25 protein-coding genes are annotated in these 23,342 nt (G+C 46.0%); 16 read left to right on the plus strand and 9 right to left on the minus strand.

The window, feature by feature from the left end; translation table 11 throughout:
- Positions 1–3: 3 nt before the first annotated feature.
- The 13 genes from atpE to LEUMU_RS0100635 all read left to right on the plus strand — a co-directional run bounded on the left by atpE (position 4) and on the right by LEUMU_RS0100635 (position 12,086).
- Positions 4–288, plus strand: a complete 285-nt coding sequence (gene atpE, locus LEUMU_RS0100575) for a F0F1 ATP synthase subunit C (RefSeq protein WP_022950327.1) — start codon at positions 4–6, stop codon at positions 286–288.
- A gap of 52 nt (positions 289–340) precedes the next feature.
- Positions 341–811, plus strand: a complete 471-nt coding sequence (locus tag LEUMU_RS0100580) for a F0F1 ATP synthase subunit B (protein ID WP_022950328.1) — start codon at positions 341–343, stop codon at positions 809–811.
- Positions 812–822: 11 nt separating this feature from the next.
- Positions 823–1,356 carry a F0F1 ATP synthase subunit delta gene (locus LEUMU_RS0100585; RefSeq protein WP_022950329.1) on the plus strand — a complete coding sequence of 178 codons (534 nt, stop codon included), beginning with the start codon at positions 823–825 and terminating at the stop codon, positions 1,354–1,356.
- Positions 1,357–1,372: 16 nt separating this feature from the next.
- Positions 1,373–2,914: a F0F1 ATP synthase subunit alpha gene (gene atpA, locus LEUMU_RS0100590; protein WP_022950330.1), complete on the plus strand. Its 1,542-nt coding sequence runs from the start codon at positions 1,373–1,375 to the stop codon at positions 2,912–2,914.
- 16 nt (positions 2,915–2,930) lie between these two features.
- Positions 2,931–3,794, plus strand: a complete 864-nt coding sequence (gene atpG / locus LEUMU_RS0100595) for a F0F1 ATP synthase subunit gamma (RefSeq protein WP_022950331.1) — start codon at positions 2,931–2,933, stop codon at positions 3,792–3,794.
- A 54-nt stretch (positions 3,795–3,848) separates the two neighbouring features.
- A complete protein-coding gene (gene atpD, locus LEUMU_RS0100600; RefSeq protein ID WP_022950332.1) occupies positions 3,849–5,228 on the plus strand; it encodes a F0F1 ATP synthase subunit beta in 1,380 nt (459 codons plus the stop codon).
- A 15-nt stretch (positions 5,229–5,243) separates the two neighbouring features.
- Positions 5,244–5,669, plus strand: a complete 426-nt coding sequence (locus LEUMU_RS0100605; protein WP_022950333.1) for a F0F1 ATP synthase subunit epsilon — start codon at positions 5,244–5,246, stop codon at positions 5,667–5,669.
- 259 nt (positions 5,670–5,928) lie between these two features.
- Positions 5,929–6,585, plus strand: coding sequence for a peptidoglycan-binding domain-containing protein (locus LEUMU_RS29005; protein WP_022950334.1), 657 nt, complete (start codon positions 5,929–5,931; stop codon positions 6,583–6,585).
- Between the two features lie 185 nt (positions 6,586–6,770).
- A complete protein-coding gene (locus LEUMU_RS0100615) occupies positions 6,771–8,018 on the plus strand; it encodes a hypothetical protein (RefSeq protein WP_022950335.1) in 1,248 nt (415 codons plus the stop codon).
- A gap of 143 nt (positions 8,019–8,161) precedes the next feature.
- Positions 8,162–9,529: a bifunctional UDP-N-acetylglucosamine diphosphorylase/glucosamine-1-phosphate N-acetyltransferase GlmU gene (gene glmU, locus LEUMU_RS0100620; RefSeq protein ID WP_022950336.1), complete on the plus strand. Its 1,368-nt coding sequence runs from the start codon at positions 8,162–8,164 to the stop codon at positions 9,527–9,529.
- 10 nt (positions 9,530–9,539) lie between these two features.
- Positions 9,540–11,378 carry a glutamine--fructose-6-phosphate transaminase (isomerizing) gene (glmS, locus tag LEUMU_RS0100625; protein WP_022950337.1) on the plus strand — a complete coding sequence of 613 codons (1,839 nt, stop codon included), beginning with the start codon at positions 9,540–9,542 and terminating at the stop codon, positions 11,376–11,378.
- A gap of 15 nt (positions 11,379–11,393) precedes the next feature.
- Complete coding sequence (gene moaD, locus LEUMU_RS0100630; protein ID WP_022950338.1) at positions 11,394–11,627, plus strand: molybdopterin converting factor subunit 1; 234 nt, start codon at positions 11,394–11,396, stop codon at positions 11,625–11,627.
- 3 nt (positions 11,628–11,630) lie between these two features.
- Positions 11,631–12,086, plus strand: coding sequence for a molybdenum cofactor biosynthesis protein MoaE (locus LEUMU_RS0100635; RefSeq protein WP_022950339.1), 456 nt, complete (start codon positions 11,631–11,633; stop codon positions 12,084–12,086).
- A 67-nt stretch (positions 12,087–12,153) separates the two neighbouring features.
- Here the strand turns inward: LEUMU_RS0100635 and LEUMU_RS0100640 are convergent, their stop codons facing one another.
- The 9 genes from LEUMU_RS0100640 to LEUMU_RS0100680 form a co-directional block, all read right to left on the minus strand.
- On the minus strand, positions 12,154–12,633 hold the full coding sequence (locus tag LEUMU_RS0100640) for a glycine zipper 2TM domain-containing protein (protein WP_022950340.1): 480 nt from the start codon (positions 12,631–12,633) through the stop codon (positions 12,154–12,156).
- A 124-nt stretch (positions 12,634–12,757) separates the two neighbouring features.
- Positions 12,758–14,119 carry a replicative DNA helicase gene (gene dnaB, locus LEUMU_RS0100645; protein ID WP_022950341.1) on the minus strand — a complete coding sequence of 454 codons (1,362 nt, stop codon included), beginning with the start codon at positions 14,117–14,119 and terminating at the stop codon, positions 12,758–12,760.
- A 21-nt stretch (positions 14,120–14,140) separates the two neighbouring features.
- Positions 14,141–14,587, minus strand: coding sequence for an SPOR domain-containing protein (locus LEUMU_RS0100650; protein WP_022950342.1), 447 nt, complete (start codon positions 14,585–14,587; stop codon positions 14,141–14,143).
- A gap of 126 nt (positions 14,588–14,713) precedes the next feature.
- On the minus strand, positions 14,714–17,506 hold the full coding sequence (gene glnE, locus LEUMU_RS23985; RefSeq protein WP_022950343.1) for a bifunctional [glutamate--ammonia ligase]-adenylyl-L-tyrosine phosphorylase/[glutamate--ammonia-ligase] adenylyltransferase: 2,793 nt from the start codon (positions 17,504–17,506) through the stop codon (positions 14,714–14,716).
- A 79-nt stretch (positions 17,507–17,585) separates the two neighbouring features.
- Positions 17,586–18,005: a hypothetical protein gene (locus tag LEUMU_RS0100660; protein ID WP_022950344.1), complete on the minus strand. Its 420-nt coding sequence runs from the start codon at positions 18,003–18,005 to the stop codon at positions 17,586–17,588.
- A gap of 177 nt (positions 18,006–18,182) precedes the next feature.
- Positions 18,183–18,356, minus strand: a complete 174-nt coding sequence (locus LEUMU_RS28705; protein ID WP_022950345.1) for a hypothetical protein — start codon at positions 18,354–18,356, stop codon at positions 18,183–18,185.
- A 69-nt stretch (positions 18,357–18,425) separates the two neighbouring features.
- A complete protein-coding gene (gene glnA, locus LEUMU_RS0100670) occupies positions 18,426–19,835 on the minus strand; it encodes a glutamate--ammonia ligase (protein WP_022950346.1) in 1,410 nt (469 codons plus the stop codon).
- 44 nt (positions 19,836–19,879) lie between these two features.
- Positions 19,880–21,028, minus strand: a complete 1,149-nt coding sequence (locus LEUMU_RS23990) for a cation diffusion facilitator family transporter (RefSeq protein ID WP_022950347.1) — start codon at positions 21,026–21,028, stop codon at positions 19,880–19,882.
- The gene (locus LEUMU_RS0100680) at positions 21,025–21,261 is read right to left on the minus strand and encodes a BolA family protein (RefSeq protein WP_022950348.1); all 237 of its coding nucleotides are present in this window, start codon (positions 21,259–21,261) and stop codon (positions 21,025–21,027) included. The genes LEUMU_RS23990 and LEUMU_RS0100680 overlap by 4 nt, the downstream gene beginning before the upstream one ends.
- A 112-nt stretch (positions 21,262–21,373) precedes the next feature.
- Here LEUMU_RS0100680 and LEUMU_RS0100685 point away from each other — a divergent pair, with 112 nt between their 5' ends.
- The 3 genes from LEUMU_RS0100685 to LEUMU_RS0100695 are packed head-to-tail and all read left to right on the plus strand — an operon-like array spanning position 21,374 to position 23,341.
- Positions 21,374–21,862: a Crp/Fnr family transcriptional regulator gene (locus LEUMU_RS0100685; protein ID WP_022950349.1), complete on the plus strand. Its 489-nt coding sequence runs from the start codon at positions 21,374–21,376 to the stop codon at positions 21,860–21,862.
- Between the two features lie 58 nt (positions 21,863–21,920).
- Positions 21,921–23,000 (plus strand): hypothetical protein, encoded by a 1,080-nt coding sequence (locus LEUMU_RS0100690; RefSeq protein WP_022950350.1) that lies wholly within the window; start codon positions 21,921–21,923, stop codon positions 22,998–23,000.
- A gap of 26 nt (positions 23,001–23,026) precedes the next feature.
- Positions 23,027–23,341 (plus strand): YbjQ family protein, encoded by a 315-nt coding sequence (locus tag LEUMU_RS0100695; protein WP_026744370.1) that lies wholly within the window; start codon positions 23,027–23,029, stop codon positions 23,339–23,341.
- The last annotated feature ends 1 nt before the right edge of the window (position 23,342 follow it).

Below are 23,342 nucleotides of genomic sequence, written 5' to 3' on the forward strand. Positions count from 1 at the left end.
ACAATGGATGCAACAGTAGTATCTGAAATCGTATCATCAACTGCATTAGTTGTAGGTATCGTTCTGGCAGCAGCAGCATTTGGTTCTGCGCTGGGTTGGGGTTTGATCTGTTCTAAGTTCATCGAAGGTATCGCTCGTCAGCCTGAGATGCGTGCTCAGTTAACTGGTCAGATGTTGTTCACTGGTGGTTTGATGGAAGCATTCCCAATGATCGTATTGGGTATTTCAATGTGGTTTATCTTTGCAAACCCGTTCTTAGATGCAGCAAGAACAGCGATTGGCAGCTAATTACCCTTCCGTGTTAGAGAAGTTTAAAACTTAACATTCGGAGAGAGTAATTATGAATGTCACAGCTACCCTGTTTGGACAGTTAATCGTATTTACTGTCCTAATCTGGTTCGTCAAGCAGTATCTGTGGGAGCCTATAATCAACACGTTGGAAGATCGTAAGTCACGTGTTGCAGAAGGGTTGGCAGCTGCTGAAGAAGGTCATAAGTTCGAAGAACAAGCACAGAAGCAAGTTGAGAAAGAGCTGGGTGCAGCAAAATCTCAATCAGCGGACTTGATTGTTCAAGCTCAGAAGCGTGCATCTGAAATCGTTGAAAAAGCGAAGGCAGATGCGGTCGGTGAAGCAAATCGCATTAAATCAGCTGCTGAAGCTGAGATTGCGATGGAGCGTAGCCGTGCGTCTGAAGAGCTTCGTTCTCAAGTGTCTTCATTAGCGATAAGCGGTGCTGAAAAGATCCTAGGTAAGGAAATTGACAGTAAAGTTCACGCTAAAGCGTTGGCTGATCTAGCTGCAAAAATTTAGGTGGTGCCACAATGTCTGAATTGACAACTGCTGCACGCCCATATGCTAAAGCTGTTTTTGAGATCGCTGAGGCGGCAGGTTCTTTAGACTCTTGGTCTGAACAGCTTGCAACCATGGCGTCGATTGTTTCTGCGGAGGGTTCAGCTAAACTGCTGAACAATCCTAAGACCAGTGCAAAACAGAAGATTGATACCTTTGTTGAGGTTGCCGACGGCAGCTTGAACGAGCAAGGTATCAACTTGCTGAAGTCACTTGGTGAGAACAATCGTTTCGCATTGTTACCGGACATATCTTTGATATTTGAAGATATGAAGTCTGAAGCTCAAGGTGAGGTAGAGGTCAAGTTAATTGCCGCTGCTGAAGTTGGCCAAGAGCCCCACGATGCGATTGTCACAGCGTTAGAAAAGCGTTTGGGTCGTAAAGTTAAACTAATTACCAGTATCGATGAGTCCTTAATGGGCGGCGCGATTGTACGCGTAGGTGATTTGGTAATTGATGGTTCGCTTCAAGGTCGTTTTCACTCGCTGAAAGCTAGCTTGAGCTGATATAGAGGAATATCTAATGCAACTGAACCCAACTGAAATCAGTGATCTGATTAAGAAGCGTATTGCTAGCTTCGAAGCAGACTCTGAAGCCCGTACAGAGGGTACGATCGTCTCTGTAATGGACGGTATCGTTCGCATCCATGGTCTCGGCGATGTGATGTCTGGTGAGATGATTGAATTTTCGACAGGTACTTATGGTCTGGCGCTTAACTTAGAGCGTGATTCTGTCGGTGCGGTAGTCTTGGGTGACTACAAGAACATTAAAGAAGGCGATACAGTCAAATGTACTGGCCGTATTTTGGAAGTGCCAATCGGTCCTGAGCTAATGGGTCGCGTTGTTGACTCACTGGGTCAGCCAATCGATGGTAAAGGTGCAATTGAGACTAAGGCATTTGGTCCAATCGAGCGCGTTGCTCCTGGCGTTATCGACCGTAAGTCGGTTGATCAGCCAATGGAAACTGGTATCAAAGCATTGGATGCGATGGTTCCGGTTGGTCGTGGTCAGCGTGAGTTGATCATCGGTGACCGTCAGACTGGTAAGACTGCAATCGCTATCGATGCAATCATCAACCAGAAAGGCAAAGGCGTTAAGTGTATTTATGTTGCTGTTGGCCAAAAGGCTTCATCAGTAGCAGGTATCGTCCGTAAGCTTGAAGAATACGGCGCGATGGATTACACAATCGTTGTTGCGGCCAACGCTTCTGACCCTGCGTCTATGCAGTATCTTGCGCCATACGCCGGTTGTGCGATGGGTGAGTACTTCCGTGACCGTGGTGAAGATGCGCTGATCATCTACGATGATTTGACTAAGCAAGCATGGGCTTACCGTCAGGTATCTTTGTTGCTACGTCGTCCGCCAGGTCGTGAAGCATATCCTGGAGACGTTTTCTATCTTCACTCCCGCCTACTTGAGCGTGCTGCTCGTGTTAACGCTGACTATGTTGAGCGTATGACAAATGGTGAAGTGAAAGGTAAGACAGGTTCTTTGACTGCTTATCCAATCATCGAGACACAAGAAGGTGACGTATCTGCATTCGTTGCAACCAACGTTATCTCTATCACCGATGGTCAGATCTTCCTGGATACTGATTTGTTCAACTCAGGTAACCGCCCTGCGATTGATGCTGGTTTGTCAGTATCTCGTGTAGGTGGTGCTGCTCAGACTAAGATCATCAAGAAATTGGGTGGTGGTGTTCGTCTTGACTTGGCTCAGTATCGTGAATTGGCAGCTTTCTCTCAGTTTGCTTCTGATCTTGATGAAGGTACTCGTAAGCAGCTTGAGCGCGGTCAGCGTGTAACAGCTCTGATGAGTCAGCCTCAGTACTCTCCATTGAAAACGGGTGAGCTTGGTTTGGTGCTTTTTGCAGCGAACGAAGGTTTCTTGGATGATATCGAAGTAGCTAAGGTTGGTGATTTTGAGTCTGCACTACGTGCTTATGCTAACTCTGAAAAATCAGACTTTATGGACTCTATAAACAAGTCCGGTAGTTACAGCGATGAAATTGCTGGTGAAATGCGTAGTTTGATTGAAGATTTTAAATCCAAAAGTACTTGGTAACGGGAGGTAACGTCCCATGGCAGGTCTAAAGGAAATACGCTCTCAGATTGGTAGTATTCAAAATACCAAGAAGATCACCAAAGCAATGGAAATGGTTGCTGCGTCTAAGATGCGTCGCGCTAAAGAGCGTATGGAAGAATCTCGTCCATACGCCGATAAAATGCGGCAAGTTGTAGGGCATTTAGCGAATGGCCACCTCGAATACCGTCACCCTTACGTCGTTGATCGTGAGCAAGTGAAGCGGGTTGGTTACATTATTATCTCTACAGATCGTGGTTTGTGTGGTGGTTTGAACGGAAACTTGTTCAAAAAAGCCTTTCAAGATATTGCGAACTGGAAAGAGCAGAACGTTGAGGTTGATATTGCAGTCCTCGGCGGAAAAGCACTTTCGGCATTTCGTCGTTACGGCGTTGTGGCAGAAAGAACCCATATGGGTGATAAGCCTGCGCTTACCGATATTATCGGTACGATTAAGGTGATGCTTGATGCTTATGAAGACGGCAAGATCGATCGCCTGTTTTTGGTAGAGAATAAATTCGTTAACAGCATGACACAAACGCCACAGGTAACGCAGTTGGTTCCTGTTGTGGCTGCTAAGCTTGATAAGGAAACTCAGTCTCACTGGGATTACCTTTATGAGCCAGAGTCACAAGTGGTTATTGATCGTCTGATGACTCGTTATATTGAGTCTTTGGTCTATCAAGGTGTCGTCGAGAACATCGCCTGCGAAATGTCGGCGCGTATGATTGCTATGAAGAGTGCATCTGATAATGCAGGAAATATTATCAATGACCTTAAATTAGCTTACAACAAGGCGCGTCAGGCTGCGATTACTCAGGAAATTTCCGAGATCGTTTCAGGTGCTGCGGCGGTTGGATAAACCGCTGGCGACTGGCTGAGCAAAGTTTAATAAATTTTTTAGAGGTACTATCAAATGAGTACTGGACATGTAGTGCAGGTCATCGGACCAGTTGTTGATGTGGAATTTCCACGCAACGCGGTACCGAATGTATATGATGCGCTGAAAGTAGCAGACCATGGTGGTTTGACGCTGGAAGTGCAGTCTCAGCTAGGTGATGGCGTAGTTCGCACAATCGCCATGGGTGAGGCAGAAGGTTTAAAACGTGGTATGGAAGCCGTTAACTCTGGCGCTCCAATCCAAGTTCCTGTCGGTGAAGGAACTTTGGGTCGTATCATGAACGTTTTGGGTGAGCCAATTGATAATGCTGGTGATGTTGACGCTCTGAAGCTGATGCCTATTCACCGCGAGCCACCAAAGTATGATGAGTTATCATCTAGCTTGGACATCTTAGAGACAGGTATCAAGGTTGTTGACTTGATCATGCCTATCGCTAAGGGTGGTAAAGTTGGTTTGTTCGGTGGTGCGGGTGTTGGTAAGACCGTAACACTGATGGAGTTGATCAATAACATCGCTAAGGCACACAGTGGCCTGTCTGTATTTGCGGGTGTTGGTGAGCGTACTCGTGAAGGAAACGACTTCTATTACGAAATGGAAGAGGGTGGCGTACTTGATAAAGTAGCGCTGGTCTATGGTCAGATGAATGAGCCACCAGGAAACAGATTGCGTGTTGCCTTGACTGGTTTGACAATGGCTGAGCATTTCCGTGATGAAGGTCGTGACGTTTTGATGTTTGTTGATAACATCTACCGTTACACACTAGCGGGTACTGAAGTATCAGCACTGCTAGGCCGTATGCCTTCAGCGGTAGGTTACCAGCCTACACTTGCTGAGGAAATGGGTGCACTTCAAGAGCGTATTACATCGACTAAGACTGGTTCGATCACATCGTTCCAGGCGGTTTATGTACCAGCGGATGACTTGACGGATCCATCTCCAGCAACAACCTTTGCTCACTTGGATGCGACATTAGTATTGTCTCGTTCAATTGCAGAGCTTGGTATTTACCCTGCGGTAGATCCATTGGGTTCTACATCTCGCCAGCTAGATCCTCTAGTTATTGGTGATGAGCATTACGGTATTGCACGTGACGTTCAGGGTGTACTTCAGCGTTATAAAGAATTGCAGGATATCATTGCGATTCTGGGCATGGATGAATTGTCTGAAGATGATAAGCAAGCTGTTGGCCGCGCACGTCGTGTTCAGCGTTTCTTGTCTCAGCCATTCCATGTTGCAGAGGTATTCACTGGCTCTCCGGGTAAGTATGTGACTTTGGCTGACACGTTGTCAGGCTTTAAAGGCATTATTGCTGGTGAGTATGATCACATGCCTGAGCAAGCGTTCTATATGGTCGGTGGTATTGACGAAGCCATTGAGAAAGCGGCTAAACTGTAATAGCGGGGTATTATCATGGCTACAACAATACGTTTGGACGTGGTGAGTGCTGAGGAAGCGATTTTCTCTGGTGATGTGTTAGAAGTAACCGCGCCAAGTGAAATGGGTGCAATGGGTATTCTGCCACGCCACAGCCAGTTGATTGCAACGCTGAAGCCTGGTGAACTCAACTATAAGACAAGTGAAGGTGTTTCAACTTTATTTGTGGCAGGTGGCATTATTGAGGTACAGCCAAATATCGTAACGATATTGGCCGATTCTGCGATTCGTGTAGAAGACCTTGATGAGCAAGCTGCTGCTGACTCAGTATCACGTGCACAGAATGCGCTGGCAGGTAAGGATCCGGAAGATTTGGATTATGCTGCTATTCAGGCTGAGCTGGATGCTGCAAAAGCGCAAATAGAAATGATCCACCGAATTGGTAAAACTTTGAGGCATTAAAGCCTGATCGTTTGATCAAGCAAGACCGGGAAGGCAGCCAGTTTGGTTGCCTTCTTTTGTTTTAAGTGTGTAAAAAAACCTAATTATTGGTACGTTGATCAGATTTTTAGGCATTTAAACAAAAAAACCGTATGTTTATCGCACCTTTTTTTTGAATGTAGCATGATTTAATACTATACTTGGGCTGCGGATAAACAATAATATATAGATCGTTTGTTCAATCTAAATCTACGCAGTTAACTAGTTAAAGGATGTATTCATGAAAATTAAACATCAACTCTCGATTGCAACGTTAGTGATGGCTGGTGTCTTCGCTACCGGTTGTTCTCAGCAGTCAGTGATGGGTGAAGGTGCTTCACAAGTAGCAGGTGGTCAGCAAGTTTCTGGTGGTCAGCAGGTTGCTGGCGGCGAGCAAATGGCTGGTGGTCAGCAAGTAGCTGGCGGACAGCAAGCAGCCGGTGGTCAGCAAGTAGCTGGCGGACAGCAGGCAGCTGGTGGTCAGCAAGTAGCTGGCGGACAGCAAGGTATGGACTCTCAGATTCCTGCTACTGTTCCTGTTGCAGAAGTTCCGATGGCACAGCCTAAGCCTCCAGTAGTTGCGCCTAAGCCAATGCCTAAGCCAGTAAACAAGTGGTGTCACAGCCATGCTGCAAATAGCATGACTAAGAGCGTAAGCCACTGCCATAAGTACAACCAGCGTAACCACAGCCATTCTTATGGCCAGAAGAAGGTTGCCCCGACTCGTCCGTACGTAGCTCCAAAAGTACCAACTATGGCGCCTAAAGCACCACCAGTTGATGTATTTGCTCTACAGACTAAGTTGAAAGCTAAAGGTTACTACAGAGGCCCGATCGATGGGGTTGTAGGAAGCGGTACTCGTGCAGCACTTCAGCAGTTCATGCAAAACCAGCGTTAATTGATGTAGTACACTTTTATAGTGTATCTACTCTGATTGCTGAGAGTACAGATGGGATTGGAGGCAACTTCAATCCCATTTTTTTTGTCACCCATGTTATTGTAAATGAATGAGAACCTTTTCTAGTAATTGTTCTCAGAGTTAAGCAGAGACATACTTAGAATAAAATTGGAAATATGTAACTTATGGATAAGAAAACAAAAGGTTTCATAATTAAAGGTATTCTGCTGTTGGCAGTGCTGTTTGGTTCAACGGCCAATGCTGCAGTGTGGAAGGCCAAAAATACCTGGGATGAACGCTGGGAAAATAACTACCGTGCTTGGGTCACGCGTTATTGGAATGAAGAGTTTTTCATGGATGAGAAAAAACCTTTATATTATAAATTTGAGCATGATTGTGCTGATGCAGTTTATGCGATGCGCATAATCTTTGCATACGAGCATCGTTTGCCTTTTGTCATCAATGATCCACTTAAGAAAGGAAAATTCTTAAGTAATGAGTCAAATAAGTGGAACAAGACACCAGAACATTTACGGATCAGAAAATTCCTTGATTATGTTGCGAATGTTGGCAGTACAACATCACTAAAAAAAGATACTTATCCAATTGCGATGAATGCGATTAAGCCAGGTGACATTTATGTAGCTCCAGGCGTGCACTCTTATACAATTGTGAATATTACAGATGCTGGTGTGGCTGAGGTTGTATATTCTACAACTCCGAAAGCCGCTCGTTTTATGGATCGCATTGAGTCGTTTCCTTTTTATGTGCCAGAAGATATGAAGAACTATAGCGATGGCTATCGTCGATTCATTCAGCCTCAGAATATTGCAAAACCTCTGACGCAGCAGCCCGGTTATAGTATTGAGCAGTTCCAGATTGCAAAGTCCATTAATCAGAACTATGTAAGATTTACGGATATTTTGTCGAGTGCTTTGGGTAAGCGAAAAGAAACGGTCTCGGAAAAAACACTACGTTTGATGATTGCGCTATGTCAGTATGCGAATGATCGTAGTGTCTATGTCTATGATGCGTTGTGGCATTTGCAGAAAATTCGAAAGGGTGGTCGTCAATGTATGAATCGCTCTGAGTATGATAGCTACTCTACCCCTTCACGCGATGGTCGACTAAAAGCATTTTTCAATGCTGTTGGTGAACATCATGCGAGCACCCACAAAACGGCTCCGAATACGCTGCAGCAGCAGTGGACTAATACTTTGTTTTCCAAAACAGAGCCAAATGCTTATCAGCAAAAGCAGCTAAATGACTTCTGTATGGTTCAAATGAGTTTAGGTGAGGATTACTTCCTACCGCTTCGAGATCTACGGAAAAACTTATATTCTGGGTTTGTTTCATCAAATCCTAATGCGCCTTTAGAGTATCGTTGGGGGGTTGTTCCCAAGAAGTATAGTTCTTCCTGTAAGACATACTAATTAGTGATTGAGCTTGACCAAGAATGACCGCATTGCCGGTCATTCTTGTTTGTCGTGAGTTTTGAGTGTTCGATCAGGAATTATTCGTAGAGTGCTATTCAGTGCTGTAGTTTTCTAACCTAATTAAAAAATAATTCAAACTTATGAAAATCAAATCCATTATTCTTGCTGCTGGTAAAGGAACACGCATGCGTTCCGAAACGCCGAAAGTGATGCACCAAATCGGCGGCAAAGCGATGCTTCGCCATGTCATTGATACCTGTCAAAGTTTGGGCGATGGCCCCATTATCACTGTTGTTGGTCATCGTGCCGAGCTGGTTGAGTCCAGTATAGAAGACAACTCTATTATCTGGGTTAGTCAGCTTGAGCAGAAAGGTACAGGTCATGCTGTCATGCAGGCAGTGGACCATATTAATGATGATGACATTGTAATGATTGCCTATGGCGACGTGCCATTAGTACGCAATGAAACTCTGAAGCCGCTTTGTGACTCAATTGGCGAATATGACTTCTCTTTGCTGACAACGAATCTGGATAATCCTTTTGGTTATGGTCGTATTGTTCGTGATGAGCAGGGTCAGATCTTAAGAGTTGTGGAAGAGAAAGATGCGACGGATGAAATCCGTGCATTGACTGAAATTAATACTGGGATTATTGCAGCAAAGGGCAAACTGTTAAAACAGTGCTTGGCGATGTTGAGTCCTGAAAATGCTCAGAAAGAATATTACCTTACTGACTGTGTTGGGCATGCTGTTACTCTCGGGGCCTCGATTACTTCGGTAAATTGTGATGATCCTGACGAAATTCAAGGTGTTAACAATCGATTACAGCAGGCCATGCTGGAGCGTAGCTATCAGCAGCGTCAAGCAGAAGCTTTGATGGAATCAGGGGTAACTTTAATGGACCCTAGCCGGTTAGATATTCGAGGCAAGGTAACGGTTGGGCGTGATGTGGTGATCGATATCAACGCGGTATTTATCGGTGACGTTGTTCTTGGTGATAATGTCACTATAGAAGCGAACTGTGTCATTACAGATAGTCAAATTGCTGCTAATACAACGATCAAATCCCACTCCATTATAGAGCAAGCATCAATTGCAGAGCATTGTGATGTTGGACCCTTTGCGCGAATTCGCCCCGGTGCTGTCTTGAATTCTTCGGCAAAAGTGGGTAATTTTGTTGAAATTAAGAAAAGTATCATCGGTGAGGGCAGTAAAATCAGTCACCTCAGTTATATTGGTGATACGGAAATGGGTGCTAATGTGAACATTGGCGCCGGAACGATTACTTGCAATTATGATGGTGTGAATAAGTTTAAAACAATCATCGGTGACGATGTGTTTGTTGGCTCAGATTCGCAACTTGTTGCGCCAGTGAATATTGCTAACGGCTCTACAATTGGTGCCGGATCTACGATTACTAAAGATACACCTGAAAACCAGCTGTCGTTATCAAGGGCGAAGCAAGTGAGCTTTTCCCACTGGGTACGTCCAATAAAGAAAAATAAGTGAGGGTATAGGAATGTGTGGAATAGTTGGAGCAGTTGCTCAGCGTCAGGTTACTGAAATATTAGTAGAAGGTTTACGCCGTCTTGAGTATCGCGGATATGACTCGGCGGGTGTTGCTGTCATTGATCGCGATTTTAGATTGCAGCGTACGCGCTCATTGGGAAAAGTAGCCGAGCTTAGCGATAAGCTCATTAACTCGCCAGCCAATGGTACGATTGGTATCGCACACACTCGTTGGGCGACCCACGGGGAGCCAGCTGAGAGAAATGCACATCCTCATATCAGTAATGCACGTATTGCAGTCGTTCATAATGGCATCATTGAGAACTACGAAGCTCTACGCACAGCATTAAAAGATAAAGGCTATGTGTTTGAATCTGAGACAGATACTGAGGTAGTTGTTCATCTTATTGAGTCTTATTTAACGCCTGGTGTCAGTCTGTTGGATGCTGTTCGAAAGGCAACAACGGAGTTAACTGGGGCTTATGCCTTAGGCGTCATTGCACAGGATGACCCGGACCACTTGATTGCGGTGCGTCAGGGTAGCCCACTAGTTCTAGGTCTTGGAATTGGTGAGCACTTTATTGGTTCTGATATTCAGGCATTGCTGCCGGTTACTAATCGCTTTATTTACCTTGAAAATGGCGATAGCGTTGAGATGGGGCGTGGCGGTTTTAAAATTTTTGATGCTGCCGGGCATGTTGTTCAGCGGGATATCAAAGAGTCATCCGCCAGTTCAATGGATGCTGAATTAGGTGAGTATCGGCACTTCATGCTCAAAGAAATTTATGAGCAACCCACTGCTGTACAAAATACTTTGCTTGGACGTCTGGATAATTCCAGCATGCGTAATTGTGTAATTGGCGATCAAGAGCACTTTGCGAAGGTTTTAGCCTCGGTTAAAGAGATTCAAATTATTGCTTGTGGTACCAGTTACCACTCCGGTTTGGTTGCTCGTTACTGGCTTGAGAGCCTGACAGATATCCCTTGTCAGGTCGAAGTGGCAAGTGAATACCGTTACCGTCGGCAGCCAAAGCGCGAAGGTGTATTAGTTATCACCATTTCTCAATCTGGTGAAACAGCTGATACTCTAGCTGCTTTAGAAAAAGTTAAATTAGAAGGTTGTTTAGCAACACTCACAGTGTGTAATGTGCCAGAGAGTTCGCTGACGCGTGAGTCAGATTTTGCATTGATGACAGTGGCAGGGCCCGAAATTGGGGTAGCGTCGACTAAAGCATTTACTACACAGCTAGTTGCTTTACAGATGCTAGTCATCTCACTGATGCAACAAGACCCAGCTAACGCTTCCAAAGTTGCTGAAATGGTGAATAACTTGAAGTTATTGCCTGCTCTAATGGATAAAGTCCTTCAGCAAGATGATGATATTAAGCTGATGGCAGAAGCTTTTATCGATAAGCATAATGCTTTGTTCTTAGGCCGTGGTGATCTATACCCGATTGCAATGGAAGGTGCTCTAAAGCTTAAAGAGATTTCCTATATTCACGCAGAAGCTTACCCTGCAGGTGAACTCAAGCACGGTCCTTTGGCGTTGGTCGATAGTGAGATGCCAATTGTGGCAACAGCACCGAATACGCAGCTATTGGAAAAGCTTAAATCAAACCTTGAGGAAGTACGCTCGCGTGGCGGTGTTTTGTACCTCTTTGCGGATGAAAATGCCGATATTACAGCGCAGGATAATATTCATATTATTCGAGTACCTGAAGTGCCTGAGAGTCTACTTCCCATTATTTATACGATTCCATTACAATTACTGTCTTACCATGTCGCAGTATTTAAAGGAACAGATGTTGATAAGCCTCGAAATCTTGCTAAATCAGTTACGGTTGAGTAACGGAGCGAAAACACGATGACAGTCAAAGTATTATATTTTGCCAGTCTTCGTGAGCTGGTTGGTCATCCCTCGACAACAATTGCACTAGAGAGCCCACAGACTGTGGAGTCTCTCTGGTCGCAAGTGAATCCTGATATTGAGCGACCGGAAGCCTGCTTGGTTGCGGTCAATCAGGAGTATGCTGATTTACAAACCCTGATTAATGATGGTGATGAGGTTGCTTTTTTTCCTCAGGTTACTGGGGGATAGGGTATGCGACAGATTTTAATCCAAGAGCAATCCTTTGACCCATGGCAGCAAATTAGCGAGTTTCATAATCAGAAACTTCAAGGCTTGACTAACTATGGTGCTACCGCAACCTTTGTAGGCACGATGCGGGATATGAATGAGGGTGATGACGTTTCAGAGATGGTTCTGGAGCATTATCCTGCGATGACAGAAAAGCAGTTGCAGGCCATTGTGGATGAAGCGGAGTCTCGCTGGCCAATCCAGCATACTTTGCTAACACACCGTGTTGGCGTTATTCGCCCGTCGGACTCAATTGTCTTAGTCGCCGTTTGGTCAGCACATCGTGCAGCGGCGTTTGAAGCCTGTCGCTTTTTAATGGAAGACCTAAAGCATAAAGCGCCATTTTGGAAGCAAGAGAAGCTACTGAATGGTGAGTCAAGATGGGTATCCGGAAATACGCCCGGAACGATTGAAGACTAATTAAAAGCTGTAAGAACCGGGCTTAGTACAAAGAACCAAACCCAGTATCTGATATAAATATCAAGAATTAGCTAGCATTTACCCACTGGCCATTCACAAGGCAAGCACGGCCTTGTACGTTCTGTGGAGCACCATCCATCATCACACGCATTGTGTAATCACGGCAGCGTGCAGGTTGTTGATTAACCTGGCCCTGATAAGTGTTCGTTGGAATGAATGTGTAGTTAGCACCTGTATTCTGGTTATTCCAGTTAACTGGACGATTATCCGGAGTATTGGATAAGCTTGTGTTGATGTTGTTTTGGTCATAGCTATCCAAGTTGCGGCCTAGATTTGCACCTAAATAGCCACCTAAACCAGCACCCACGATCGTCGCTAGTGTTTTGCCGTTTCCTTTGCCTAGCTGATGACCCGCTACCGCACCAGCAATCGTACCGATAACTGCTGTGGTCTCGCTGTTACTCATTGTAGACCCTGCGCAGCCCGCAATTGCAGTTGCTGAAGCCAATGTCGCAACTAACATGATTTTTGTTATGCCGTTATTCATAGTTTTTCCTTGTGTTAACTAAATGAAAACATTCTGGTATTAATAGACTAAATCCCAGTGAAATAGTTTCTAATGAATGCCGATGTAATCATAATTAAATAGTTTTTATTTCGCGGTTTTAGTCTTAGTAGCTTGGAACATATACATCCGGTGCAAAATTATCAAAGCGTGTATATTTACCGTGGAACGTTAGGCGAACGGTACCAATTGGGCCGTTACGTTGCTTACCGATAATGATTTCAGCTTGGCCTTTTTCCGGCGAATTTTCATCATACACTTCATCGCGGTAAACAAAAATAATGATATCCGCATCCTGCTCGATCGCACCGGATTCACGCAAATCCGACATGATGGGGCGCTTGTTCGGGCGTTGCTCCAAGCTTCGATTAAGCTGCGATAATGCAATGACAGGGCACTTAAGCTCTTTAGCTAAACTTTTCAGTGACCGGGATATTTCAGAGATCTCACTGGCGCGATTATCGGCTTTGTTGCCCGTCTGCATTAGCTGCAAGTAGTCGATTACGATTACGCCTAACTGACCGTGCTCGCGTGCCAAGCGACGTGTTTTAGCTCGAATTTCGGTAGGTGACTGTCCACCCGTGTCATCAATAAATAGCTTGGTTTTAGAAAAGGCTTTAACCGCCATAGCAACCCGAGGCCAGTCTTCTTCGCGGATTTTACCCGTACGAATATCACTCAATGGCACGCGACCATTTGACGCGAACATACGAAGTACTAGCTGCTCAGCAGGCATTTCCATACTGAAAATCACAACCGGCTTTCCTTCCAGTGCAACATGCTCAGCGATATTCATTGAGAAAGTGGTTTTACCCATCGCAGGTCGTCCTGCAACGATCACCAAATCTCCGGCGTTAAGGCCAGAGGTTTTCTCATCAAGTTCACTATAGCCGGTTGGCGTACCGGTGATACTACCGTCTGTTTCAGCAAGTCGCTGAATCTGGTCCAAACTATCTTTCAGAAGTTGTTTGATCGGCTTAAAGGTTTGCTGGCGGCTACCTTGTTCTGCAATCTTAAAAACGCGCTGTTCTGCTTCATCAAGTAAGGCTTTACTGTCGCGGTCACCCGTATTGAACGCCATATCAGAAATGTCGGTACCAACACTAATTAGCTGTCTCAGAACCGATTTTTCACGCACGATATCGGCGTAAGCACGAATGTTCGCCGCACTAGGAGTGTCTTTAGCCAGTGTACCCAAATACGCCGTACCACCCGCATTATCCAGCTCCATACGCTGCTTGAGCCACTCAGATAGCGTAATCCAATCAAGCGGTTTATTTTCTTCGGCCAGCTCAGCAATCGAGCGAAAAATCAGTCGGTGATCTTGTCGATAAAAGTCTTCCTCAGATACCTTGTCTGCAATAAGGTCCCAAGCACGATTGTCCAGCATCAGGCCGCCTAAAACGGACTGTTCTGCTTCAATTGAGTGAGGGGGGATACGAAGTGATTCAAAGCTTTCATTTTCCATGGGCGCTAGTGTAAACCGAAATTACTCGTCGCGATAGGCAACAAAACTATCTCGAACGTATGGACTTTTTTGATAGCGCCGCTTGATTTTATCATTGACAGCAATCGCCTCGGCACGCGTATATGGGCCTAAGCGAACTAAGTATAAAGGGCTGCCGCGACGAGAAGTTTCAATGATAAATGCGGAGTAACCATCTTGTGCAAACTTGTTCATTACCCGCTTGCCTTCGGCCAGACTGGTGGTCGCAATCACCTGCACTCCATAGCCACCAAAGTCATCTTTGAATGGGTTGATTTTTTTAATCGGATTCATAATTGAACTGGTGGAGAAGTTCAGCTGATCGTTCTTCTGTAAATACTTATATCCTACGATGAGAGCCACAATCGTGATCAGCATCAGCAATAAATTGATGACGGCTTTACCTGATTGACGGCCGGCGGAGTGACGACTGGGTGAGAAATAGGCCATTAAGCACTTTCCGTTTTATTTGTTTTACCCGGAGCATCCGGTGTGGGCTAATTGCTTCCTATCATAGTACATGGCCTGATAAACGTATACCGCTGGTCTGAGGCCAGTAGTCTAAAATTCAAGCAGTTAGCGTATTCCACGCTCCTCGATAACCTCTGCGACAGATGGTGTTTTGAACACTTCCTGCCATATCTCACGAACCTGTTCACTATAAGTCAGGTATTCAGTATCTTGAGTCTGAGAGTTGCCATTCTGCAAGATCTGTTGGTGTAGCTTATCGCGAAATCCGCAATAAATAACCGTTAGCTCCTGAGCTGTCTCTTGGCTGATTATTTGGTGCTGACTCAGGCATTCCAGCAGTCGGACATTGTCGGAGTAAGTGCTCAATGACGGATATTGATGGGCGTGTGCCAATATCAAGTACTGAACGATAAACTCAATGTCGGTAATGCCGCCGGGGTCTTTTTTCAAGTGAAGACCATTTGCTTGAGAGTGGGTGTAGCTAGACCACATTTTCTCACGCATCAATAATACCGCTTCCATCAAAGCCTCAGGCTCGCGTGGTCGCTGAATAATGCGATGCCTCAGTGCTTCAAAGTCGCTTATCAGCTCTTCATCACCAGCAACCGCACGGGCTCTTAGTAACGCTTGATGCTCCCATGGCCAGGCACTTTCTTGCTGATATTGCTCAAAAGATTCAATACTACTCACTAACAATCCAGAGTGACCGTTAGGTCGGAGGCGGGTATCAATTTCATACAAGCGACCGCTAGGTGTAAAGGTAGAGAGTATGTGCACGATGCGTTGGGCTAGTCGTGCAAAGAATACTTCATTTGAGATCGGCTTTTTGCCATCAGTTTGTTGCTGCTTACCGTGACTATCATGCAGGAAGACGATATCCAGGTCAGAGCCATAACTCAGCTCTAGGCCACCCAGCTTCCCATAGGCTACGATGCAGAATTTGGCTATCTGTCGATCACCATTTTCGGCTTGGTAACCGGGTTCACCATGTTTGTCCACCAGCATGTGCCAAGCCACTTGAAAGCTGCATTCCAGAATACTTTCCGCAATCCAGCTGAGCTGATCGGAGACTTTCATCAAGGGCAGAACTTTCATCACATCCACTGCCGCAACTCGCAATACCTGAGCTTGTTTAAAGTAGCGCAGGCGTTCCATGACAGACTCAATGTCCAAGCTATCTACGCGCTTAAGTTCGTTACTAAGTTCCGCTTGCAGGGCATCGCGGTACAGTGGTTTATACAGTTCTTCCGGAGTTAATAGCTCATCAAGCAGTGATGGCTGTTGGGATAGTTGTGTTGCAATCCAGTGGCTGCCATGCAGTAGCTTAATCAGCTGGTCCAATGCTTGGGGCTGAGAGCTAAGCATGCTGAGATAGCCTGAGCGACCAGCAATTATTTGTACAAAGTCGAGCGCCCGTTCCAGAGCCACATTCGGCGATTCAACTTGTTGGCAGGCATCAATCAAACGAGGGACTAAGCGGTTAAGTCGCTGTTGGGAGAGTTCAGTGAGCTTGCTATAAAGTCTACTCGCTCGCAGGGCTTGTAGTTGCTCAATCGCAGTTTTTACATCCGTAAAGCCAAGGCTCTCAAGATGGCTGTGTGCTTCAGTATCATCGGCAATACCTTGCCAAATTTGAGCACTAACTTCCGCAGGTACAGAGTCTTCCTGACCTTGAAATATCTCCGAAAACTGTTGTCGAACTGCTTGCTGGTGCCGATTGAGTTCGGTTAAGAAGTCTGGCCAGTTATCAAATTGCATGGATTTGGCAAGTTGCAGCTGCTGCTCACTGTCTTGGGGTAGGGTGTGAGTCTGTTGGTCTTTCCACATCTGAATTCGATTTTCAGTTCGACGCAAAAATACATAGGCTGATTGAAGTGTCTGCGTATCATCAGCGCTGAGTAGCTCAAGGCTGGCGAGCTTTTCCAGGGTGGGTTGTAGCGAGCGTTGTTGTAATGCGGGAATGTGTCCTCCACGCATCAACTGAAAAACCTGTGCACAAAACTCAATCTCCCGAATGCCGCCAGGCCCTAACTTAACATCACCTACGCTGTGTTTACGGCGTGCCTCGGCGTCAATCATGGCTTTCATGTCGCGCAACTGTTCAATTGCGCCATAGTCCAGATAGCGTCGGTAAATAAAAGGTCGTAACTCGCGGAGTAGGGCTTCGCCTTGCTCAATATTACCGGCAACGGGGCGTGCTTTAATGAGTGCATAACGCTCCCATTCCCGGCCATGAGCTTGGTAATAATATTCAATCGCGCCAAAGCTCAGGGCTAAGGCACCAGAGTCTCCAAACGGGCGCAATCGCATATCCACACGGTAAGCGATACCATCTACTGTGGTTTCATGTAAGGCAGCAATCAGTTTTTGTCCGAGGCGAATAAAAAAGGTTTGGTGATCGAGCTTACGGGGGCCGGGGGTTTCACCATCTTCAGAAAATGCAAAAATAAGGTCGATATCAGAAGAGAAGTTTAATTCGCCACCACCTAGCTTACCCATGCCAATAACAGAGAGTTGAACGGGATTGCCAGCTTTATCGAGCGGTGTTCCATGGCGTTTGCTGAGTTCGGCATACCACCAGCCCAAAGCAGCATCGATCAAGCCACCGGCTAGCTCACTGGTATCATCAAAGGTTTCGTTCAGAGGGGCAATATTATTCAGATCACGCCAGGCAATCCGGCACATTTCCTGATTTCTAATCAGGCGTATCTGCTGTAGCAACTCAGGTTCGGTGCTTAGGTCTTGGGTTTTGGCGAGAATATTGGCGCGTAGCTCACCTGCGGCATAAGGCTGGCTATTGCGAATTGCCTCAAGCCAGTCTGGGTGGCGTTCTAGTTGCGCCGCAAAATAGGGGCTCTGCGATAAGATATCATTGCTAGAAGATTTTTGTTGTTGCATCACTGACTTCCTCTGTAAAGCTGAGTGCTTTGAGGGGTATTTTAGCGCAGCTTGTCAGAGATAGTAATCTACTTTGCGGTTAACCCAGATTCATTATCAGCATAAAGATGCCAAACAACATGAGTGCCAGACCGGAGGCAATGATCATTATCCGTGCCAGCATCGGGCTTTCCTCAGGCTCGTGACTCATCATCATCACGTTCTCGTAAGCTTCCTGATTAATGGTTTTGTTGGTTTCGCGATTGAAGTATTTATTGTAAGCACTAAAGTCGAGGCTGAAGCGCTCTTGCTCTTTCAGGTGCGACAAGGTGTCAATCAACGGTAATTCACGCTTATGAATCGGATTGATCGATTTAATATTTTGATTTACATCCAATAATGTCATGCCCGAGACGGTACGCGAATAGCCCGTTTCATCCGTAATATGGTAGGTCAACATGCCTTTTTTGGGTGAAATGATTTGTTGTTCGATTTTATCGACAGTAAAAGTCTTGATCATCTCAGAAACATCCAGTTTATGTTTATTATTGATTGGAGCGGAATATCCGGTAGTTGCTTATCAGATTCTAGAGGTCGTTACTGGTTTTTGGAATGATCATCCGACAGGCGTGTGGATGTAAGCTTGCCGAAACAGAGGAATCCGACAATTGGTAGTTTAGGTGGTGTGAGGACTGGCTCAGTTGAGCAAGTAATTGCCGATCAGGAAAGTGAATACAGCAGGGTAGGTGTAGTAAGCCAGAACTGACTTGCGGTCTTTTTGCATCACAATACTGGGGCGAATGAGTCCCACCACCGTGAGTAATGCCAGCGCGATACTGACGATCAGTAAAACAGAGCCAAAACTTTTCATAGTGTTCCAGTAAGTTAGAGCCGGCACGCCGTGATCTGGCGTGCCGACTGAGTCGATCAGGTTCTGCGATTAGCAGCTGTAGTACATGTCAAACTCAACAGGGTGTACAGCCATACGTGAGCGAGTTACATCTTCCATTTTCAGTTTGATGTAAGCATCGATCATGTCATCAGTGAACACGCCACCTTCAGTCAGGAAGGCACGGTCAGCATCCAATGCATCCAGCGCCATATCCAGAGAGTGAGCAACTGTTGGGATTGCTTTTGCTTCTTCTGCTGGCAGATCGTACAGATCCTTATCCATTGCTTCGCCTGGGTGGATCTTGTTCTTGATACCATCAAGACCAGCCATCAGGTAAGAAGCAAACATCAGGTAGGAGTTCGCTGTTGGATCACCAAAACGGACTTCGATACGGCGACCTTTAGGGTTGCTAACGAATGGAATACGGATTGATGCAGAGCGGTTACGTGCTGAGTAAGCCAACATAACGGGTGCTTCGAAGCCTGGAACCAAACGCTTGTAGCTATTAGTTGACGCATTAGCAAAGGCATTCAATGCACGAGCGTGCTTGATGATACCGCCAATGTAGTACAGCGCCATTTCACTCAGTCCGCCGTATTCGTTACCGGTGAACAAGTTCTCGCCGTCTTTCGCTAAAGACATGTGAACGTGCATACCGCTACCGTTGTCACCAACGATTGGCTTAGGCATGAATGTCGCTGTTTTGCCGTACTGGTGAGCAACGTTATGAACCACGTATTTCAGTGCTTGGTTTTGGTCAGCACGCTTTACCAGCGTATCAAAACGCGTTCCAATCTCACATTGGCCTGCAGTTCCTACTTCGTGGTGATGTACTTCAACCGCTACGCCCATTTCTTCCATGACTTCACACATGGTAGAACGCATATCTTGCAGTGAATCCACTGGAGGTACTGGGAAATAACCACCTTTAACGCCCGGACGGTGACCAGTGTTGCCGCCATCCATTTTCTTGCCTGAGTTCCAAGCCGCTTCTTCAGAGTCAATTTCGTAGAAGCAACCTTTAGTGCTGTCTTCCCAGCGAATGTCATCAAATACGAAGAACTCTGGCTCAGGGCCAAAGAATGCAGTATCCGCAATGCCGGTTGAAATCAGGAATGCTTCGGCGCGCTTAGCCACAGAGCGTGGGTCGCGAGCATAGCCTTGCATGGTGTCCGGCTCGATAATATCGCAGCGGATGATAATTGTAGGGTCTTGGAAGAAAGGGTCCATTACCGCGGTGCTGGCATCCGGCATCAGGATCATGTCGGACTCATTAATGCCTTTCCAGCCTTCAATGGACGAGCCATCAAACATTTTGCCTTCTTCGAAAATATCTTCATCAACTTCGCTAACAGGCATGGTGACGTGCTGTTCTTTACCTTTTGTATCAGTGAAACGAAGGTCAACGTATTTAGCTCCGTTGTCTTCGATCATTTGCATTACATCTTGTGCAGACATGAACATACTCCTTTAAGGGTTAAACGAATAAGGGTTGAACGAATTTAATTCTCGATTGTTAGGCATTGCTTGGCTTGAACAGTGCGAATACCCTCTATTGCCGTGCATTGCTGCGTCAGCTGAATTAGGGTTGACTGGTCGATGGGCTTGGTCAGATCCAGTTCCACTTCAATCTGACCGTCCAGATAGTGAAGTACTATATTATTGATCGCGCCCTCAAGTCCACACTCATCAAGCACAGGCTGAATCTGTTTCATAATATTGTTACGGTCGGGCAAAAAGCGTGACGGTGCGGCGGTTTCATCATCTTCAGGGTCAATGTGAACCATGATATCGCTGACTTCATCATAGGCCTTTTTAAGTTTAGCCATTACCCGCTCAGCAATATGATGACCTTCGGAAACACTGATATGCGGCGATACTTCGATATGAACATCGACTAACACATTGGCACTCATCTTTCGGGTGCGGAGCATGTGAGCGCTTTGCACGCCGGAAATACCACGAATCAAAGTCAGCATTTCCTCAACCTTGTCGCTTTCCCATGCGGTATCCACTAATTCCATGGCGCTATCCAGAATTAGCTTAGCGCCCATATAGAAGATCATGACCGCAACTGCGATAGCAGCCAGTGCATCTAACCAAGGAATTGAGAAAATCACGCTGGCAGAAACACCAATAGCCACCATCACGGATGAAATAGCATCGCTGCGATGGTGAATGGCATTAGCTTTTAGCAGGCTTGAGTTGTATTTTTTACCAAGCTTGTAGGTGTAACGGTACAGGCCTTCTTTACAGACGACACCAAGTACCGCTAGCGCGATCGCCCAAACACCGGGTTGCAATAAGCGTTCCGGGTTTTGCAGTCGATCAACGGCATTGAGCGCAATGCCAATACCAACACCACCCAAAGCCAGCCCAAGTACTACGGTAGCAATGGTTTCAATCCGCTCATGGCCGTAAGGGTGGTCATCATCAGGGTCTTTGCTGGCCATTTTGGCGGCGATTAATACGACAAAGTCAGTGACCAGATCGGACAGCGTGTGAAAACCATCCGCTACCAAGGCCTGCGATTGGGTAATGAAGCCCCCAATCAGCTGGGAGAGTGCCAGTATGATATTAACGCCAACGCCAACCAGCGTCGCTTTTTGAGTGGCTTGGTAGCGTTGGTCTATACGTGACTCCTGACTCAAGCGACTTCCTCTGGGGTCAATGCAGTAATGGTTAAGGCGTGCAGCTCACCGGAAGTGATCGCCTCATTAACCGAGGAATACACCAGCTGATGGCGCTTTACTTTGCTCAGGTTGGCAAAAGCATTACTAATTACAGTGGTTTCATACTTATAACCATCACCGGTGACGGTCACAGAAGCATCTTCAATTCCTTTCAGGATTAGGGCTTCAACGGCTTCGTTACTGATACTCATTCTAAAATTACCTGTTATTTTCGCCCGCAACCGGGAAATAAACGCTGCATTATAGCTTTTTTGCTGATGACGTATAATACTAATCACCAATGCAGTTAATCGGATATCTCCTATGGGGCCTAATAAACAAGAACTCGCGAACACCATCAGCGCGACTAGCCCAAAGTTCTGTGAAGCACTAACACGTGATGAAATTGAAATATTTGTCGCCTTTACCCGCTATCGGGAAATTGAGGCAGAAGCCATACTGTGTGAAGTCGGTACGATTAGTGATGAGTTTTTCTTAATCACCAGCGGTGAGATCGTTTTATTTCGGGATGAGATGGGTAAAGAGATTGAAATTGGGCGCTTAGGGGCCGGAACATTCACTGGGCATATGTCATTTTTTGATCGCGAACCTCGTACTATTCGCTTGCGTGGCTCGGCGAATGGCGCTACTTTGCTGGGCATTACCCGCCCGATGTACAAGCGCTTGTGTATTGAGCACCCCTTTGTTGGTGCCAATTTGCTGGAGAGTATCGTCTTGAGTATCGATAGCTTATTGCGATCAACCAGTCGTGAAGTGTCCACCTTGTATCAAAAACTTAATTCTCCGGACTGAACAAAGCGACTCGCTACCGGTCAGATTTTATAGTTCTAATCCCAGTTAAGGTTTTGATATGTTAGGCGACTTTTTGTACGGTTTATTGCTGGTGACAACCGTACGGGTCGTATTGGGTATTTTTCGCCTGATGCGCAGCATTCGGCGCAGTACTGATATCCCATCCGAGCGCTTATTCATCCTTACTTTTGTACTGTTATTCCTGACAGCCATGCTGTTTGTATTTTTTAATGGCTGGATTGGGGAGTATCGAGCGCCCGGTGAGCGTTCCAAAAGCAATGAAGAATTATTTGTTGAGCGTATTTATCCGCCATTGGCTACTGCACAGCAACGCCTAGAGCATCAAGTGGTCCAGCTCAATAAGCTACAAGAGCAAATCGTGAATATGCGCAGCCTGCATCCACAGCAAGCAGGGCGCTTACAGCGTGCCTATAAAGCGTGGCAGCAAGAGCGACGAGACTTATCGCAGCTTAAAATAAAAATAGATCGCGAAGTGCGTTTAGCCAGAATTCAGCATGAAACTGCTGATAAAGATTACATTACTGATGAGTTTAATCGTGTGGCGGTTGATTATGAAAAAATCATCAGCGATCGCTTGAGTCTGTATGAAGATAGCCAGCTTAAGGTGAATGCCACCATGCTGGATAATGTTCGTTACCAGTTAAAAAATCTCAGTCGCTTACGGCGCGGTAAAAATGCCAGCATGGCCTCCGGCGGCAAAGTAGTGCGCTCTGTGTTTTCGGTGAAGACGACCGAAGTACTCAGCGATTACCTGCGAAAAACCGATTCGGCCTTGGCGGATACCTTTGATGGCATTGATCGGCAAATTGTAGTGGCGGCTCAGCGCCGACGCGAAGTCAGAAACTTTTCACTGGAAAATGTCGACCTGCAACCAACGCTTAATAAAATCATGCAAGATTGGCTACAATTTGAGAATCAGGGTATTTATTATCGGGATCAGTTATTGCATGCCATCCAAGCGGAGTATTTAGCGGTGATTATGGGCGTGAATAAGCACGATAATCAGATTGTTCGATTAAATCAGATGATTAAAAATAAACTGCCAGAGCTCTATCAGGATCTTAATCAAGCGCGAGCAGGGCTGGAGAAAAGCTACAAAACCTCATCACAACGTTAATGGCCAAGCGGCCGGGAAGTGAGTTCATGTTGATATCTAATCTAGAAGTGATTCCGGATCGTCGGGTGGTTAAACATCTGGGGCTGGTGCAGGGGAGCTCGGTGCGTGCTAAGCATGTGGGGCGCGATATTATGGCCAGCATTAAAAACCTGTTTGGTGGTGAGCTGGTTGGCTATACCGAATTACTGTCTGAATCGCGTGAAGAGGCAATGGAGCGTTTAACGGCCCAAGCGACTGCGGTGGGTGCGAATGCAGTGTTGAATGTACGCTTTTCGACCTCAAGCGTGGCACAAGGTGCCGCAGAAATCTACGTCTACGGGACGGCTGTCATTCTGGAGTAAG

The sequence above is a fragment of the Leucothrix mucor DSM 2157 genome, assembly GCF_000419525.1.
Lineage (GTDB): Bacteria > Pseudomonadota > Gammaproteobacteria > Thiotrichales > Thiotrichaceae > Leucothrix > Leucothrix mucor.

Excerpts from the sequence above, each read along its gene's own strand:
- atpE (WP_022950327.1), top strand. The coding sequence starts at position 4 with ATGGATGCAACAGTAGTATCTGAAATCGTATCATCAACTGCATTAGTT.
- LEUMU_RS0100580 (WP_022950328.1), top strand. The coding sequence starts at position 341 with ATGAATGTCACAGCTACCCTGTTTGGACAGTTAATCGTATTTACTGTC.
- LEUMU_RS0100585 (WP_022950329.1), top strand. The coding sequence starts at position 823 with ATGTCTGAATTGACAACTGCTGCACGCCCATATGCTAAAGCTGTTTTT.
- atpA (WP_022950330.1), top strand. The coding sequence starts at position 1,373 with ATGCAACTGAACCCAACTGAAATCAGTGATCTGATTAAGAAGCGTATT.
- atpG (WP_022950331.1), top strand. The coding sequence starts at position 2,931 with ATGGCAGGTCTAAAGGAAATACGCTCTCAGATTGGTAGTATTCAAAAT.
- atpD (WP_022950332.1), top strand. The coding sequence starts at position 3,849 with ATGAGTACTGGACATGTAGTGCAGGTCATCGGACCAGTTGTTGATGTG.
- LEUMU_RS0100605 (WP_022950333.1), top strand. The coding sequence starts at position 5,244 with ATGGCTACAACAATACGTTTGGACGTGGTGAGTGCTGAGGAAGCGATT.
- LEUMU_RS29005 (WP_022950334.1), top strand. The coding sequence starts at position 5,929 with ATGAAAATTAAACATCAACTCTCGATTGCAACGTTAGTGATGGCTGGT.
- LEUMU_RS0100615 (WP_022950335.1), top strand. The coding sequence starts at position 6,771 with ATGGATAAGAAAACAAAAGGTTTCATAATTAAAGGTATTCTGCTGTTG.
- glmU (WP_022950336.1), top strand. The coding sequence starts at position 8,162 with ATGAAAATCAAATCCATTATTCTTGCTGCTGGTAAAGGAACACGCATG.
- glmS (WP_022950337.1), top strand. The coding sequence starts at position 9,540 with ATGTGTGGAATAGTTGGAGCAGTTGCTCAGCGTCAGGTTACTGAAATA.
- moaD (WP_022950338.1), top strand. The coding sequence starts at position 11,394 with ATGACAGTCAAAGTATTATATTTTGCCAGTCTTCGTGAGCTGGTTGGT.
- LEUMU_RS0100635 (WP_022950339.1), top strand. The coding sequence starts at position 11,631 with ATGCGACAGATTTTAATCCAAGAGCAATCCTTTGACCCATGGCAGCAA.
- LEUMU_RS0100640 (WP_022950340.1), bottom strand. The coding sequence starts at position 12,633 with ATGAATAACGGCATAACAAAAATCATGTTAGTTGCGACATTGGCTTCA.
- dnaB (WP_022950341.1), bottom strand. The coding sequence starts at position 14,119 with ATGGAAAATGAAAGCTTTGAATCACTTCGTATCCCCCCTCACTCAATT.
- LEUMU_RS0100650 (WP_022950342.1), bottom strand. The coding sequence starts at position 14,587 with ATGGCCTATTTCTCACCCAGTCGTCACTCCGCCGGCCGTCAATCAGGT.
- glnE (WP_022950343.1), bottom strand. The coding sequence starts at position 17,506 with ATGCAACAACAAAAATCTTCTAGCAATGATATCTTATCGCAGAGCCCC.
- LEUMU_RS0100660 (WP_022950344.1), bottom strand. The coding sequence starts at position 18,005 with ATGATCAAGACTTTTACTGTCGATAAAATCGAACAACAAATCATTTCA.
- LEUMU_RS28705 (WP_022950345.1), bottom strand. The coding sequence starts at position 18,356 with ATGAAAAGTTTTGGCTCTGTTTTACTGATCGTCAGTATCGCGCTGGCA.
- glnA (WP_022950346.1), bottom strand. The coding sequence starts at position 19,835 with ATGTCTGCACAAGATGTAATGCAAATGATCGAAGACAACGGAGCTAAA.
- LEUMU_RS0100680 (WP_022950348.1), bottom strand. The coding sequence starts at position 21,261 with ATGAGTATCAGTAACGAAGCCGTTGAAGCCCTAATCCTGAAAGGAATT.
- LEUMU_RS0100685 (WP_022950349.1), top strand. The coding sequence starts at position 21,374 with ATGGGGCCTAATAAACAAGAACTCGCGAACACCATCAGCGCGACTAGC.
- LEUMU_RS0100690 (WP_022950350.1), top strand. The coding sequence starts at position 21,921 with ATGTTAGGCGACTTTTTGTACGGTTTATTGCTGGTGACAACCGTACGG.
- LEUMU_RS0100695 (WP_026744370.1), top strand. The coding sequence starts at position 23,027 with ATGTTGATATCTAATCTAGAAGTGATTCCGGATCGTCGGGTGGTTAAA.